The sequence below is a fragment of the Blautia marasmi genome (assembly GCF_900258535.1).
GTDB classification, from domain to species: Bacteria; Bacillota; Clostridia; order Lachnospirales; family Lachnospiraceae; genus Blautia; species Blautia hominis.
On sequence record NZ_OIWX01000001.1, the window covers coordinates 2,759,132 to 2,775,418 of the forward strand.

The 16,287-nt window shown below is 46.7% G+C and carries 13 protein-coding genes; 11 read left to right on the plus strand and 2 right to left on the minus strand.

Annotated elements, in window-relative coordinates; translation table 11 throughout:
- Positions 1-42 precede the first annotated feature (42 nt).
- Complete coding sequence (locus tag C6P39_RS11910) at positions 43-489, minus strand: hypothetical protein (RefSeq protein WP_104803933.1); 447 nt, start codon at positions 487-489, stop codon at positions 43-45.
- Positions 490-493: 4 nt separating this feature from the next.
- Entirely contained in the window at positions 494-712 is a 219-nt protein-coding gene (locus tag C6P39_RS11915; protein ID WP_095174770.1) for a helix-turn-helix transcriptional regulator, read from the minus strand.
- A gap of 236 nt (positions 713-948) precedes the next feature.
- Between C6P39_RS11915 and C6P39_RS11920 the strand changes: the two genes are divergently transcribed.
- The 11 genes from C6P39_RS11920 (at position 949) to C6P39_RS11970 (ending at position 16,265) form a co-directional block, all read left to right on the plus strand.
- The gene (locus C6P39_RS11920) at positions 949-1,449 is read left to right on the plus strand and encodes an RNA polymerase sigma factor (protein WP_095174769.1); all 501 of its coding nucleotides are present in this window, start codon (positions 949-951) and stop codon (positions 1,447-1,449) included.
- A gap of 17 nt (positions 1,450-1,466) precedes the next feature.
- Complete coding sequence (locus tag C6P39_RS11925) at positions 1,467-3,692, plus strand: beta-propeller domain-containing protein (RefSeq protein WP_104803934.1); 2,226 nt, start codon at positions 1,467-1,469, stop codon at positions 3,690-3,692.
- A 191-nt stretch (positions 3,693-3,883) separates the two neighbouring features.
- Positions 3,884-5,275 carry an asparagine--tRNA ligase gene (gene asnS, locus C6P39_RS11930; protein WP_095174767.1) on the plus strand — a complete coding sequence of 464 codons (1,392 nt, stop codon included), beginning with the start codon at positions 3,884-3,886 and terminating at the stop codon, positions 5,273-5,275.
- Positions 5,276-5,288: 13 nt separating this feature from the next.
- The gene (locus tag C6P39_RS11935; RefSeq protein WP_104803935.1) at positions 5,289-6,344 is read left to right on the plus strand and encodes a metallophosphoesterase family protein; all 1,056 of its coding nucleotides are present in this window, start codon (positions 5,289-5,291) and stop codon (positions 6,342-6,344) included.
- Between the two features lie 7 nt (positions 6,345-6,351).
- The gene (locus C6P39_RS11940) at positions 6,352-7,944 is read left to right on the plus strand and encodes an ATP-binding protein (RefSeq protein WP_104803936.1); all 1,593 of its coding nucleotides are present in this window, start codon (positions 6,352-6,354) and stop codon (positions 7,942-7,944) included.
- A 135-nt stretch (positions 7,945-8,079) separates the two neighbouring features.
- Positions 8,080-10,083, plus strand: coding sequence for a beta-galactosidase trimerization domain-containing protein (locus tag C6P39_RS11945; RefSeq protein WP_158661549.1), 2,004 nt, complete (start codon positions 8,080-8,082; stop codon positions 10,081-10,083).
- Between the two features lie 148 nt (positions 10,084-10,231).
- Entirely contained in the window at positions 10,232-12,001 is a 1,770-nt protein-coding gene (locus C6P39_RS11950) for a sensor histidine kinase (protein WP_158661550.1), read from the plus strand.
- Positions 11,998-13,074, plus strand: coding sequence for a response regulator transcription factor (locus tag C6P39_RS11955; RefSeq protein ID WP_158661551.1), 1,077 nt, complete (start codon positions 11,998-12,000; stop codon positions 13,072-13,074). Before C6P39_RS11950 ends, C6P39_RS11955 begins: the two co-directional genes overlap by 4 nt.
- Positions 13,075-13,188: 114 nt before the next feature.
- Positions 13,189-14,532: an extracellular solute-binding protein gene (locus C6P39_RS11960; protein WP_104803940.1), complete on the plus strand. Its 1,344-nt coding sequence runs from the start codon at positions 13,189-13,191 to the stop codon at positions 14,530-14,532.
- A 17-nt stretch (positions 14,533-14,549) separates the two neighbouring features.
- Positions 14,550-15,431 (plus strand): carbohydrate ABC transporter permease, encoded by an 882-nt coding sequence (locus C6P39_RS11965; RefSeq protein WP_095174760.1) that lies wholly within the window; start codon positions 14,550-14,552, stop codon positions 15,429-15,431.
- Positions 15,432-16,265, plus strand: coding sequence for a carbohydrate ABC transporter permease (locus C6P39_RS11970; protein WP_104803941.1), 834 nt, complete (start codon positions 15,432-15,434; stop codon positions 16,263-16,265). It begins immediately after the preceding gene.
- The last annotated feature ends 22 nt before the right edge of the window (positions 16,266-16,287 follow it).

Here is a 16,287-nt window from a genome sequence, read left to right on the forward strand (position 1 = left end):
GAAAAAGAGGAAGAGTGTGGCTGCACTCTTCCTCTTTTAGTATTACAGTTTGTGCATATAATAGAATTTCAGACAGACTCCCAAAAGAAGCTGACATACCCCTGCGGCTAAAAGAGAGTAGAAAACGATAATATTAAAATAACCGGCTATAATACCTGCAAAGATCATGATCACAGATGTGATGAGAAGAGCAGGCATACCTGCTTTGGAGCGTATCAGGATCATCCTTTCGTCTGTTTCTTTAAGGTAAGCTTCCCTAAGCATCCGTTCATTTTTCAGCAGCTTGCAGTATTTTATAAGTATAAAGAGAGATACAATAGCCAGGCTCAGCATGAAACCGGTCTGGAAGTCCGTGATATTTCTAACGGCATTGGGAATTTTCCCTTTGTTATCCAGTAAACGCAGGGTTACAGATAAGATGACGTTCAGAAGTATGACGATTCTGAACAGTGCAATTCTTGTTTTCAAGGTCTTTTTATATCTTTCCATAATGTTAAACCTCCTGATCCGTAATATCTACATCTGAAAAATCAAAAACTTCTTCAATGGTAAGACCAAAATAATGTGCTATCTTGTAGGCCAGGACAAGGGATGCGGTATACTTACCCACCTCGATGGATGTGATGGTCTGTCTTGTGGTTCCTACTGCGTAGGCCAGTTCTTCCTGGGAGAGCCTGCGGGCTTTCCGCAGTTCACGTATCTTTGTGCGCAATTTCCTATCAGCTCCTTTTTTAAAAATGCATAGTTAACTTTGCATTTTAAGTATAGTAAACTTTGCAAAAAATGTCAAGCAGACTTTGCAAAATAAATGAAAAATATTTTTCCCGGCTGAATGCAACAAAAAGATGCAAATCGAACACTATATTTATATAATAAAAGGGAATAAGCGGCATAAGGGGTGCCGTGCGTATAAGAAGGAATATATGAAAGAGAAAGGGAGGTGGCGGCATGACGGACTGTAAGGAATTGGCATATGAGGCAAAACAGGGAAACAAGGAGGCGTTTGCAGAGTTGTATAAAGCAGTTTATCAGGATATGTACCGTTTTGCGCTATATATACTTAAGAATCCGGAGGATGCCCAGGACGCAGTGGCCGAGACTGTGGCGGATGCCTATGCGTCTATCACAAAACTGAGGGACTGCGAGGCCTTTAAGGGCTGGATCTTTAAGATCCTGTCCAACAAGTGCAAACGGAAATTAAAAGAGTATACCAGGAAAACGGAACCTCTGTATGACCAGGAGGGAAGTGTACCCGGAGACCTGGACCGGGATATGCAGGTGCGGGAGGCCTTCTTCTCCCTGAGCGATGAGGAACGGTTTATTGTGGCTATGCAGGTTTTCGGGGGGTATAGAAGCAAAGAGATTGGGCTGATATTACATAAAAACCACAATACCGTGCGCTCCCGGCTGGACAGAGCTTTGAAAAAAATGGAAGAGATATTACAGTGAGAGAGGAGGCGAAGAAAATGAAGGATGAGAATTTTAATGACAATCAAATGCAGGATGAGTACAAAAGACGGGAGATCATACAGAAGATCAGGGAGTCAGCCGGTAAGGAAACCATTCCTGAGGACTTAGATCCCGAGAATCTGGACAATTTGATAAAGCAGGGGGGAAAAGCAGAAGACAGATCAGGAAGATGGAGAGAGGCTGCTGCAGATTTTGCATTCCGTTACAGGAAAGCTGCCGGGGTGGCAGCAGCATTTGTGATCCTGGTGATCGCCGCCGTGAACCTTACGCCTCTCATGTATTCCGGCTCTGCCAGTGAGAAGTCCGCGGGAAATGCCGCCAGCATGGATTCCGCCGCTGAAGCGGCAAAAGAGGATGCACAGGCGGGAAACGCCTCTGATTCCGGCGGGAATGCCGGAGATGAGAAAAGAGATTCCAAGGATATGGCAAAGGCAGATGAAGCGAAGGCAGAGAAGAAAGATCAGGTGGAAGGGTATGTGTCTGGCAGCAGTTATGAGGAACTGTATGAGCAGATTTATACAGAGACACAAAAAGCCCAGGAAGAGTGGGAACGGAAAATTATGTCTGATACCCAGAATCTTGCAGGACAGTCTGATGGAAGTGCGGCGAAAAGTGATGCGGCGGCAAGCCAGGAAACAGCTGCTGTGGAAGATTCGGCAAGCCAAGACGCAGGCGCTGCTGCTGGCGGAGGCGGCGGGTATTCCGATACCAACGTGCGGACAGAGGGCGTGGATGAGGGTGACATTGTAAAGACAGACGGCAGCTATATCTATACGCTGAACCGTTCCGGTATCCTGCAGATCGTGGCTGTGGACGGCGGTGATATGTCTGTGGCAGGTCAGATTTCCCTGGATGATCTGACAGATTCCATACAGGAGATGTACGTGGACGGCAATACCCTCTGTGTGGTCACCAGCGGTTACGACTCAGGTCTGGAATGGCAGGGGGATGACGCGTATATGGTAAACAGCCGGGATTTTGTCCGTCTGTACACATATGATATTACAGATAAGAGCAAAATAACCCTGAAGGGCACTGTGGAGCAGGACGGCATTTACGATTCCACCAGGAAAGTGGGGAATTATGTGTACCTCTTTTCGCAGTTCTATCCGGCATATAAAGACCAGGTACAGCCTGCCCAGCCAAGACTCTATGTACCATCTGTGAACAATGAACTTCTGGACAGCGCAGATGTGCTTTATCCGGCCATACCGCAGAGAGAGAACGGGCAGCTTGTGATTTCCTCCGTGAATCTGGAGAAGCCGGATAAGATACAGGACAGCAAATCCCTCATTGGGGCGTCCGGCAGGACTTACGTGAGTACAGAGAGCATCTATATCTTTGGGGATGATTATACCGGTGAGGAGATGCAGACCCAGATCGTCCGGTTTTCCTATAAGGACGGGGAGATACAGGCCGGGGCGGCAGGGGAAATTAACGGGAGTATTAACAATACATTTTCCATGGACGAATATGAAGGCTATCTGCGGGTGGTGGCTACCAGATACAATGACGGATGGTGGGGCGGAAATATGAGCAACAGCCTGTTTGTCCTGGACGATAAACTGAAAATGGTGGGTAAGGTGGAAGACCTGGCAAAAGGGGAGCAGATATATTCAGCCAGGTTCATGGGAGACACCGGATATTTTGTCACATACAGGCAGATGGACCCTCTGTTTTCTGTTGACCTGTCAGACCCAACGGATCCAAAGATACTCGGTGAACTGAAGATCACGGGCTTCTCCGAATATCTGCATTTTTATGGTGAGGATAGACTGCTGGGAATAGGCTGGGAGACTGACCCGGACACAGGGGAACGGCTGGGCCTGAAGCTTTCTATGTTTGATATCTCCAACCCCGCCAAGGTAAAGGAGATTGATAAGATGGTCCTGAAAAATGTGGATTTCTGTCAGGCGATGGATAATTACAGGTCGATCCTCATTGATCCCGGGGAGAATATCCTTGGATTCGGTATGGGAGTATATGACACACAAAACTATGAACTGCAGGGTTATTATGGGGTGTTCACCTATGATCCGGAGGAGGGATTCCAGAAACTCCTGTATCAGAGTATGAGCAAATGGATGGACAGCTCCGGGGATGAATTGGCCGGTGTGCGGGGCCTCTATATCGGCGATACCTTCTATATGTGCGGCAGCAGCGGGATCAGTGCTTATGACAGAAATAAAGAGTATGAAAACTGCGGAATCCTGGAGTGGTAGAGCGTCAAATACCCCTTGCATAGCAGGAAACAATGAGATATACTAATGTGGAGTGGATAAAAAATCCACTCCGCTTTTTATAATTAATGATGATAGAAAGTCCGCAGAGCGTGCTTTCTATATGTTTTAGGTATTTTAACGGTCCGGGGGAATCAGTTTTTTCCGGCACCGGAAGATAAAGGAGAATAAATATGCAGCTTACAACAGTAAAAGAAATTTACAGGAACAAAGAACAGTACCTGGACAAACAGGTGACTGTTGGCGGATGGGTAAGAAGTGTCCGTGATTCCAAAACATTCGGTTTTATTGTACTCCACGACGGAAGCTTTTTCGAGACACTTCAGGTAGTTTACCATGACAGCATGGATAATTTTCAGGATATCAGCAAGTTAAATGTGGGTGCCGCAATCATTGTGAAGGGCACGCTGGTTGCCACACCCCAGGCAAAGCAGCCCTTTGAAGTACAGGCGGAAGAGATCACGGTGGAGGGAGACTCCGCAGCAGATTACCCGTTGCAGAAAAAACGCCATTCCATGGAGTATCTGCGCACCATTTCCCATCTGCGCCCGAGAACCAACACGTTCCAGGCAGTATTCCGCGTGCGTTCCATGATCGCGTTTGCTGTTCATCAGTTCTTTCAGGAGAGAGGCTTTGTCTATGTGCACACTCCACTGATCACAGGAAGTGACTGTGAAGGTGCAGGGGAAATGTTCCGTGTTACTACCCTGGATATGGAGAACCTTCCCAGAACACCGGAGGGAAAGGTGGATTACAGCAAAGATTTCTTCAAAAAGGAGACCAGCCTGACGGTAAGCGGACAGCTCAATGGGGAGACGTATGCCCAGGCATTCCGCAATATTTATACATTCGGCCCAACTTTCCGCGCTGAGAACTCCAACACGACCCGCCATGCCGCAGAGTTCTGGATGATCGAGCCGGAGATGGCATTCGCAGACCTGGAGGATAACATGGCACTGGCAGAGGCCATGCTTAAATATATTATCCAGTATGTACTGGAGAATGCCCCTGAGGAGATGGAATTCTTCAACTCCTTTATTGACAAGGGATTGTTAGAACGTCTGCAGCATGTGCGGAACTCTGAATTCGGACATGTTACCTATACAGAGGCGATTGAGATTCTGGAGAAAGTCAATGATAAGTTTGAGTACAAAGTATTCTGGGGCTGCGATCTGCAGACAGAGCATGAGCGTTATCTGACCGAGCAGGTGTACAAACGCCCTGTATTTGTCACAGACTATCCTAAGGAGATCAAAGCCTTCTATATGAAACAAAATGATGACAACAAGACAGTGGCAGCTATGGACTGCCTGGTTCCCGGAATCGGTGAGATCATCGGCGGAAGCCAGAGGGAAGATTCCTATGATAAGCTGAAAGCCCGTATGGCAGAGCTGGATCTAAACGAGGCAGATTATGACTTTTATCTGGATCTGCGCAAATACGGTTCCACCCGCCATTCAGGTTTTGGCCTGGGATTTGACCGCTGCGTGATGTATCTGACAGGTATGCAGAACATCCGTGACGTCCTTCCGTTCCCCAGAACTGTAAACAACTGCGATTTATAAAAAAGGAGAACCCATGATATTTTTTCATGCCGCGGACATACATCTGGGCGCAGAACCTGACAAAGGTTTTCCCTGGAGTAAAGAAAGAGGCCAGGAGATATGGGACAGTTTCCGAAGATTAATAAGACAGGCCGGCGAAGAAAAAGCCGGTCTGTTTCTGATTGCAGGGGATCTGTTTCACAGGCAGCCTCTGATGAAAGAACTGAAAGAAGTAAATTATCTGTTTTCAACCATACCCGACACGAAAATCGTGCTGATCGCCGGCAACCATGATTATCTGAAGAGGGAATCCTATTATCTGCGGTTTCCCTGGGCAAAGAATGTTTTTTGTCTGTGGGGGGAGCAGGAACCATGTGTGGAACTTCCAGAACTTGGCACAGCTGTTTACGGTATAAGCTATGACCGGAAAGAGATCACAGACCCACTGTACCATCACATCAAGCCCCAGAGACGACAGCCCATTGAAATCCTGCTGGCCCATGGGGGCGATAAAAACCATATACCCTTTGACAGATCCGTACTGGAACGGGCCGGGTTTTCTTATGCTGCCCTGGGACATATCCACAAACCGGAAATGCTGGTAAAGGATAAGATCGCCTATGCAGGGGCACTGGAACCCATTGACAAAAATGATCTGGGGCCCCATGGGTATATAAAGGGAATATGCAGCCATGGAGGTGTCAGAGCAGAATTTATTTCCGCAGCCTGCCGTTCCTATATTCTTCTGCCCGTAAAAGTGAAAGAAAATACCACGCAGTTTTCCCTTGAACAGGCCCTGTCCAGGCTTATGAAGGAAAAAGGTGAAAAAAATCTGTATCGGATCGTGATCAAAGGCGAACATGCCATGGGGACGGAATTTGACACAGAGCGGATCATGAAGCTGGGCAATGTACGTGAAGTGATAGATGAGAGCCATACTGTCTATGATAAGGAAGCTTTGATGCGGCAGTACCGGGGCAGTCTCATAGAGGCGTATGTAAAGCGGTTTGAAGGTGAAGGACTCTCCCTGAGGGAAGAGAAGGCTTTTGCATACGGCATGGAAGCTCTGATGGCTTCAAGGGAGGAATAGATTTTTTATGGTGATCCGGGAACTTATATTAAAAAATTTTGGAAAATTCCAGAACCGGTCTTTTCGGCTGGAGGAAGGGATCAATATAGTATACGGGGAGAATGAGAGCGGAAAAAGCACCCTCCATGCTTTTATCCAGTGTATGCTGTTCGGGTTGAAAAAAATGAGGGGCCGTGCTGCCAGGACAGATTCCTACACCCGCTATACCCCATGGAATAACCCATCCTGGTATGAGGGAAGCATCCGTTTTTCCTGCGGGGGGAAGGATTTCCGACTGGAGAGAGACTTCCGAAGGGGAGAAGAGGGGACTAAACTGGTCTGCGAAAGCGATGGGGAGCTTCTGTCTGTGGAGGACGGAGACCTGGAGATGCTTCTGGGCGGTATAAGTGAAACCGTGTATGAAAATACCGTATCCATCGGACAGATGAAGAGCCGTACCGGGGACGCCCTGCTTCTGGAGTTGAGAAATTATCTGAGTAATTACCAGGAGAGCGGGGACGGGAAGCTGAACCTTGACAAGGCGCTTTCTATTTTAAAAGAGAGGAAAAAGGAATGGCTGAACCGTCTCCGGATAAGAGAACAGGAGCAGCAGGCGGAGGAGGAAAAGATAAGGTTTGAGATCTCTTACCTGGAACGTGAGGCGAAAGAGCTGGAAGGAAAGCTCTCGGAGGAGCGGAAGATAAGAGAAGCCGGACTGAAGCTTGCAAAGGAGCGGGACAGGGAAAATGCGGCACGGACCGCCCTGACGGAAAGGGAAGCAAGGGTTTCTAAGCTGAAATGGAGAAAGATCGTCCCGGCTGTCCTTTTGGGAGATTTGCTCCTATGGGACATTTTGTTTTTTACAGCGGGATTCAAAGCTGCCTGCGTATCTGCGGCAGTGATTCTGATAGCAGCGGTTCTGCTCTGCATCCTTGCTTGGTATAAGACTGATCAAACACAGGATCAGGATACACGGGACAGTGCTTCAAAAAATAAGTTAGGTGATGACAGCCGGGATCATGTCCGGGAGACAGAACAGACAGCGGGAGATAGTATTCGTCTGCTCACAGCCCAATTAGGCGAAAAAAGAACCAGGATATCCAACCTGCAGGAGGAGCTTCTGGAGCTGCAGATGTCAGCAAGCCAGGGGCAGGGGGAGGCGGAGGAGATACGGAGTATCGAGCTGGCAGCCCAAACCATAGAGAGCCTGTCAGTCTCCGCCCAGGAATCAGTGGGAGAAAGTTTGAAGAACCGCATCTCAGACATTTTCTGTACAATGACAAGAGGAAAATATAACAAAGTCGCTATAGACGAAGAGCTGAAAATAGATTTATTTACAAAAGACCGCCATGTGCCGCTTTTTATGGCAAGTCAGGGTACCATAGAGCAGGTATATCTGGCCCTGCGCATTGCAGTTGGAGATATCTTCTGCGGCGAGGAGCCAATGCCCGTTCTGCTTGACGAGGTTTTTGCCATGTATGATGAGGAGCGTATGGCAGAGACGCTGCGGTGGCTGTACCGGGAAAAAGAACAGACCATTATTTTTACCTGCAACAAGAGGGAAGCGGAGGTTCTTCAAAAGTCCGGTATTCCCTGTCACATGGTGCGCCTGCATCCGTAAAGAAGGAAAATTTTGCAAAAATAGGTAAAAAATTTACCATATTTTAAAATTGATTGGAACTAATTGACTTATTTTCAAGACAATTCTATAATCAAGACAAGATACCGAAAGTTAATGAACGTAAAGGAGAAATGCATGGAGAAAAAAGGAATCCCCTTTCGGCAGATACATCTTGATTTCCACACATCCCCGCTGATCGGGGATATCGGGGCAGAGTTTGATGCAGAGGAATTTGCAGATACATTAAAAAAAGCCCATGTTAATTCCATCAATCTGTTTACAAAGTGCCATCATGGAATGTATTATTACCCCACGGCAGTGGGCACAATGCATCCTGAGCTTACCTTTGATCTATTCGGTGCCCAGGTGCAGGTGTGCCGGGAGAACAAGATCCGGCCGGTGGCCTACACCTGTGTATCATGGAATGAGGATTGGGCAAAACGCCACCCGGAATGGCTTATGGTAAATACGGAAGGGATTTGGGGAAATAAAAAGCCTTTTGACAATTCTTACTATTCCTGGAAATGCATCTGTTATAATAACAAAGATTACCAGGAAATCTTAAAAGCAGAAATGAAAGAGGTCTATGACAGATACCATCCCGACGGCTTCTGGATTGACATTGTACAGGGAAAGGGATGTGTGTGCGGGACCTGTTCGGAAGACATGAAGATTCTGGGGCTTGATCCGGAAAGACCGGAGGATGTGCGCCGTTTCGACAAGATATCGGAGACACGTTTCTGCCGGACATTTTACAAGTATTTAAAAGCGCTGGATGAGGATCTGGAAGTGTACTTTAACGCCTTTCCTTATGAGCTGGATGACGGTACTGATCCACAGTGTTCATCCATTGAGAAAAGAAAATATTTTGACTTCCTGGACATAGAATCTCTTCCCAGTGAACAGTGGGGATATACACATTTTCCCGTTGCAGCTAATTATCTGAACAAATATAAAAAAGATATCTGTATGATGAACGGAAAGTTCCACACTGCATGGGGAGACTTTGGCTCACTCCGGCATGAAAATGCCCTGGAATATGAATGCTTCCGGGCCATTGCAAATGGGGCAGGCGTGTGTGTGGGCGACCAGATGCATCCCTGCGGGAAGCTGGATCAAGTGGTATATGAACGGATTGGAAGGATCTTTGAACAGATAGAGCATATGGAACCGTGGCTGTACCGGACCGAAAAGGTAAGGGAGATCGCCGTGCTGATTCCAAGCAGAGCAGGGGCTTGCGACCCATCCTCCGGAGGGATGAGTGAGGAGGGGGTATACCGTGTACTATCAGAACTGCACCATCCCTTTGACTTTGTGAATCAGGAGGATTCCCTTGCAGATTACAGACTTTTGATCCTTCCTGACCATGCAGAACTGGACCAGGCGTATGCGGAAAAGATTGGAGCGTTCCTAGATCAGGGCGGGAAAATCCTGGTATCCGGAACATCGGGGCTGAAGGATGGAAAGTCCATACTTCCCGGGATGGATTTGGTCCATGAGGGAAAAAGTCCATATGATGTGCGGTACCTGAGGATGAGGGACAGCCGGACCTTCCCGGAAGTACCTAAGACGGACCACGTCTTATACGAAGCGGGGGAACAGGTGTCCGGTAGTGGAAACGTGCTGGCAGAGATAGTAGATCCGTATTTTTCCCGTACATATGAACACTTTTGTTCACACAGGCAGACCCCGCCAAAAAGGGAGAGCCGGGGGGAACCGGCCATTTTGGAAACGGAGGCAGGGATCTATATGGCATTTCCGGTATTCAGGATGTACACGGACAGCGGATATACGGTATATAGGGATTTGACTGCAGGATGTATCCGGCGTCTTCTGAAAGAACCTTTGATAGAAACAAACCTGCCGGCCCTTACAGAATTGAACCTCAGGCGCCAGGGGCAGAATTATATTCTTCATATGCTGAATTACGTGGTGAGCGGGAAAGCGAAAATGTTAGATACCATAGAAGAGAAATATATGGTGAAGGATAAATCCATCAGAATCAAGACAGGGTACAGCCCCGCCGCCGTTGTGAGGCTGCCCTTGTGTGAAAAGGCAGATTTTCATTATGAGAATGGCTATACAGAGATTATGATTGACTATTCCAGCGGGTACGAGGCCTTTTTAATTGAACAATAACAGGTAAACAGCGTTTTGTGTTGCTCAGTGTGGAGTCATCCTTTTGCAAGAGGTGATTTTTACAGGCTTCACCAAACGCTGTTTTATTGTTACTAAAAAAATCCGGGGGTACCGGTACAGGGCTGTAATTACGGAGGGGGGATCCGGAATGAACGGGGCAGAGAGACGGTTTTCATACAGGGATTTAAAATTAAATTTTAAGATACTGCTGATATACTTTATAGTTCTCGCGGTATTTATCATGTTTTCTTTCTGGCTGTATAATGATTACACGCTGAATATTACCAAGGACAAAGTGCGGGAGTATTCAGAGCAGGTACTTACTGTGCAGGAGTCTTCCATTGAGAATACGATCAGCAGCCTGAATAATATTTCCAGGATGATCATTGCCAATTCATCTGTACAGAACTTTTTAAAATCCGTGGACAAAAATTATACAGTGCAGTCAAAAGAAGTGTTTTCGCAGATCATGACATATATGGACATCTATCCGGTTGCCAAGTCCATCACCATTTATGACCGCTATCACAATAAATACGGGATCAACAACAATAAGAAAAATACATTGGAAGGGACAGATATCTTCAGTCAGGACTGGTTCCATGAAGTTGAAAAGCAAAAGGGCGGATTTAAGCTCATACCCAATATTTATTACTATAATGAATATCCGGGAGAATCCGTGATATCTCTTGTCAGGATCATAAATGATATTGAGACGCAGAGACCGATCGGCGTGCTGGTGCTGGATATTCTGGAACGCCAGTTTTTAGGTGCCCAAACGAAACCGTATGATAATATCCCATTCCTGATCTTAGACGCAGACAACCATATCATCATATCAAATACAGAGCGGACAGAGGTGCCGGGAGAAATCCTTGACTTTAAGGAGAGCAGGAAAATATGTTCCGTATTAGAGAAAAACGGGGATGGAGAATATGTTTTTTCCGGTGTAAATATGGACAAATACGGATGGAAGATCGTGAACACGGCCTCGCTGAAAAATGTGGAGGCAGAGAGTAAGACCGCCAAGTCCACCATTCTGATCATGGGTGTGTTCTGTTCTGTTATTTTCATAGCTGCCTCTTTTATCATATCACGCTCCATCACCCGTCCGGTTCAAAAACTGATAAAGTCAATGAATAAAGTAAAGAGGGGCAGTCTCAAGAAGGTGGAACTGGATACAGGGAAGGATGAGATCGGGATCCTGAAGGATAATTATAATGAGATGATAGAGGAAATAGACTGCCTGATAAAACGGGGCATACAGACCGAGAAAGATAAGAGGACCTATGAGCTGAATGTGCTGTATGAGCAGATAAAACCACATTTCTTGTATAACACGCTGGATACCATCGGTTACCTTGTCCTATCCGGCGATAAGGAGCGGGCATACACTGCCATTGAAAATCTGGGCAGTTATTATCACGGCAGTTTAAGCCATGGTTCCACAGTTGTCACTGTGGAGGAGGAAATAAAGATCGTGACCGATTATCTGGAATTACAGAAGTTGAGATACGGGGATATTTTTGATTACAGAGCTGAGATTGAACCGGAGCTTGGAAAGAAAAAGGTACTGAAGCTGATCCTGCAGCCTATTGTGGAGAATTCCCTTTACCATGGAATCAGACCGGGAGGGATAAAAGGAAGCATCCGTATCAGCGTTTACCGAATGGAAGAGGAAATGTTTCTGCGTGTGGAGGATACCGGGGTGGGGATGGAGCCGGAGAAGGTAGAAGGATTATATTCCCAGGAGAGGCAGAGGAATAGCTTTGGCCTCTGCGGTACAATGGAGAGGATCCGTATCTATTACGCTTATGAGGACTGCTGTGAAATAATAAGTACCAGGGGAATGGGGACCCGTATCACCTTTAAGCTGCCGCTGCGCTTATGCAGGGAGGACCAGGAGGAAGTAAAATGAGTGAGCAAAAGATTAGAGTTATGATAGTAGATGACGAAGAGAACACCCGGAGTTTACTGAAAATATGCCTGGACTGGGATCAAATGGGATGCGAGATCGTGCAGGAGGCAGAGAGTGGACAGGAGGCACTGGATCTACTGGGGGAAAATGGAGCGGATATCCTTATAACAGATATTAAAATGCCCTTTATGGATGGGCTGGAGCTGTCCCGCCGTGTGGCCGAAGAATTTCCGGATATTAAGATCATTATGCTGACAGCGTACGAGATATTTGAGTATGCCAGAGAGGGCATCCGCATGGGCGTAGCGGATTATATTGTGAAGCCTGTCAGAAGAGATGCTCTCAGACAGAGTGTATGTAAGGTAAGAGACAGTATTCTGGAGAAGAGAAATCTTCTGAAAGCACAGCAGGAGTATCAGGAAAAAGTAGATGAATGTATGGAGGAGATATGCAGAGCAGTGAAAGCCGGGAAAGAGGAGCAGGCATATACTCATATTAACAGGATGTTTGCCTGCTATCAGGGGAACTCAACCCTGGAGATCAATGCGGCGAGAATGGATACCGTTAACTGTATTACCCGGTTAATGCGCCTGATCTGTGATTTCGGCTTTGATGTGTCACAGTTTTTTAAGACAAACAGTGTGCCGTTTAAGTACGTGATCCGGATGGAGGAGAAGGAGGAGATGCGGACCTATCTTCTCAACTTTACCGGGTACATTATAGCAGGATGCAAAAACAGAAGAGAACTGCCGGAAAACCATGTGATCAGCCAGGTATGCAGGGATCTGGAGGAGAATTACAGTGACAGTGAAATAACCCTGACCGGAATGGCTAAAAAATATTATGTAAACTCAAGCTTTCTCTGCCGTCTGTTCAAGCAGGAGACAGGAGCCAATTTTTCCAATTATTTAATGCGTATTAGGATTGACCGGGCAATTGAACTTTTGAGGCAGGGACATTATAAGATTTATGAAATCGCGGAGTTGGTGGGCATACCGGATGCCAATTATTTCTCCAAGTGTTTCAGGAAGGTCACAGGGGTTTCCGTGCGGGATTATCAGGAATCTATATAGTAACTATTTTCCTTATTCCGGTAAATTTTCTCTCTCTACATTCTGGAGGGCAGATGATAGGATAATAACATAAAGACCGGCCGGTTAAAAAATGAGACGAGAGAGGTAAGGAAGATGAAGAGAAGATGGAAAAAGGTATTATGCTTCACCACAGCCGCAGCGTTAGCGCTTACAGCCGCAGGATGCGGTGGGGGCAGCAGTGCAAAAGAAGAGGAAAGCACTAAGTCTGCCGGCAGCCAGAAGGAGACTCAGGATAATCCGGAAGGTGATGAGAAGATCCAGCTTACGATCTGGTCACTTTACGGAACAAATCCGGATGACAAGTCAGCAGTAGCCTTTCAGGAGTCCGTTAAGGAGATCATGGAGGAGGATCCCTCCCTGGAAATCCAGCTTGACTATGCAGAAAATGAGGCATATAAGACAAAGATAAAGGCAGCCGTGGCAGCCAACGAAGCGCCGGATATTTACGGCACCTGGGGCGGTGGTTTTACCAAACCCTTTGTGGAAGCAGATAAGGTACTTCAGATTGATGAGTATATGACAGATGATATCAAAGGACAGCTCCTTCCGGGTGTTCTTGACTATTTTACTTTTGAGGATAAGCTTTATGGTCTACCCACAAAAATGTCTACCTGTCATCTGTTTATAAACAAAAAGATAATGGAAGAGAATAACGTGGAAATCCCTACAACGTATGCGGAATTGTTAGAAGGCTGTAAAACACTGAGGGAAAACGGTGTTACACCGATCGCGCTGGGGGCAAAAGACAGATGGGCTATCGGCAAGGTATTTGATATGATGGGTGTGCGTGCATGCGGAATTGAGAATGTAACCAAGATCCTTTCCGGTGAGAGCACCTTCACAGATCCTGATTTTGAAAATGCTGCTAACAAATTTGAGGAGATGGCAAAGGCAGGGGCATTTACGGAAAACGCAGTGGCCATCAGCAATGACGAGGCACTTGCGGATTTTACACTGGGCAAAGCAGCCATGTTTTATAACGGTTCCTGGTCCTGCGGCTTTATCAACGGGGAATCCTCAACCGTAAAGGATGATGTGATCACCATACCGTTTCCTGTTATGGAGGACGGGAAAGGTACTGTGAACGAGTATGTGGGAGGTGCATCTGACGGTTTTGTCATCAACAAAGAGACGAAACACCCTGAAAAAGCATTTGAAGTGCTGCAGAAGATTTCCTATAAAATGTCTCTGAAATCCTACCAGGCAAGCCTTGATATGCCGGTATGGGATGTAAAAGACCAGGTGGATGAAAGTAAAATAGACCCCCTGTTTAAATCCATTGCCGATGATGCGCAGAATGCAGCCGGGTATATTGCGTGGTGGGATACTTTCTTTGAAGGCAGTGCGGCCCAGGATTATCTCTATGCGCTGATCGATCTGTCCATGGGAGATATCACCGCCGGGGAATTCTGTGAGAAGATGGATACCCTGAATTAATCGAATGGAGGGGTGTTATGAACCGGTTGCTGAAGAATAAACAGGCTATTTTCTTGTTTATGCTGCCTGTGGTGATACTGTTTCTGCTGATCGTGGCAGCACCTGTGTTCCTTTCAGGGTATTACAGCCTTTTGGAGTGGGATGGTATGGGAAAGCAGGAATTTGTGGGGCTTTCCAATTATGTGAGGCTGTTTACAGACCAGAGCGATAAATTTTTGCTGGCACTGCGCAACAGTCTGGTGATCGCAGTTTTGTCACTGCTGATCCAGCTTCCTGCCGGTATGGCGTTCGCTCTGCTGCTGTCAGGGGGGATAAAAGGGGAGCGGGCGTACATAACTATTTTCTTTATTCCCGTTATCATTTCCGGTGTGGCCATCGGACAGCTTTGGGGGAAGATATACCACCCGGACTATGGACTGCTGAATACCTTTTTAAGGGGCATTGGTCTGGATGGGCTTACAAGGGCCTGGCTGGGAGATAAGAAAACCGTCCTGGGGGCAGTCATTGTACCTATCATATGGCAGTATATCGGGTATTATATGCTGCTGTTCTATTCCTCCATAAAGTCTGTTTCCGCGGACATCTTCGATGCCGCTAAGATTGACGGCGCTTCCAGGATCAAGACTGCCCTATGTGTGACCATACCGCTGGTTAAGCCCATGATCAAGACCTGTGTTATCTTCTCTTTGGTTGGCTCCTTTAAAACCTTTGATCTGGTCTACGTTCTCACGGAAGGGGGGCCTGCCCATGCAAGTGAAGTGCCCACAACATTGATGGTGTGGACCATATTCAAACGCAACCAGTACGGCTACGGAAGTGCAATGGCGGTCATTATCGTACTGATATGTTTCCTTCTGTATATAGGGGTACAAAAGTTTTTCAGGACAGAGGAGGAATAAATGGTGAAAAAGACAAGACAAAGCAAACCGCTGATACAGATCCTGCTGATCGTATGGGCATTTATACAGCTTTTTCCTCTTTACTGGCTGTTTGCCTTTTCCCTGAAAAGCAATGAGGAGATCTTTGGGGCAAATGTCATAGGCCTGCCCAAGGCCTTCATATGGGAAAATTATCAGGTGGCGATTGTGGGGGCCAATATTGGACGCTTTTTCCTTAACAGCGTGATCGTTGTCGGCGCCAGTATACTGATAACCAGTGCGGTTTCTTTATTTGCCTCCTATGCGCTGAACAGGATGAGATGGAAAATGAGCAAAACCGTATACGCGGTGCTTATGCTGGGACTTATGATCCCCATGCACGCTGCGCTGCTTCCGGTCATGTTGATGTTAAAGAACCTTCATCTTCTGGGGGGCTATGTTTCCCTGATCCTGCCTTATACGGCATTTGCCGTTCCGATGACCATCTTGATCTTTTCGGGATTTATATCCGGAATACCTGGGGAATTGGAGGAATCAGCCTGTATTGACGGGTGTAATATTTACCAGATGGTTGTGAAGATCATTTTTCCTCTTATGAAGCCTGCGGTTGCTACTGCCAGCATATTTACCTTTATGAATACATGGAATGAATTAATGTTTGCCACTACTTTTGTGAACTCCACGGAGTTTAAGACATTGACAGCAGGTATCCAGACACTGGCAGGACAGTACAATACCAAGTGGGGGCCTATAGGGGCAGCCCTTGTGTTAGCCACATTTCCAACAATTTTTCTATATATTTTACTATCAAAAGAGGTGCAGAAAAGTTTGATCGTTGGAGCAGTCAAAGGATGAAAAAATTAAAACAGGGATGAGG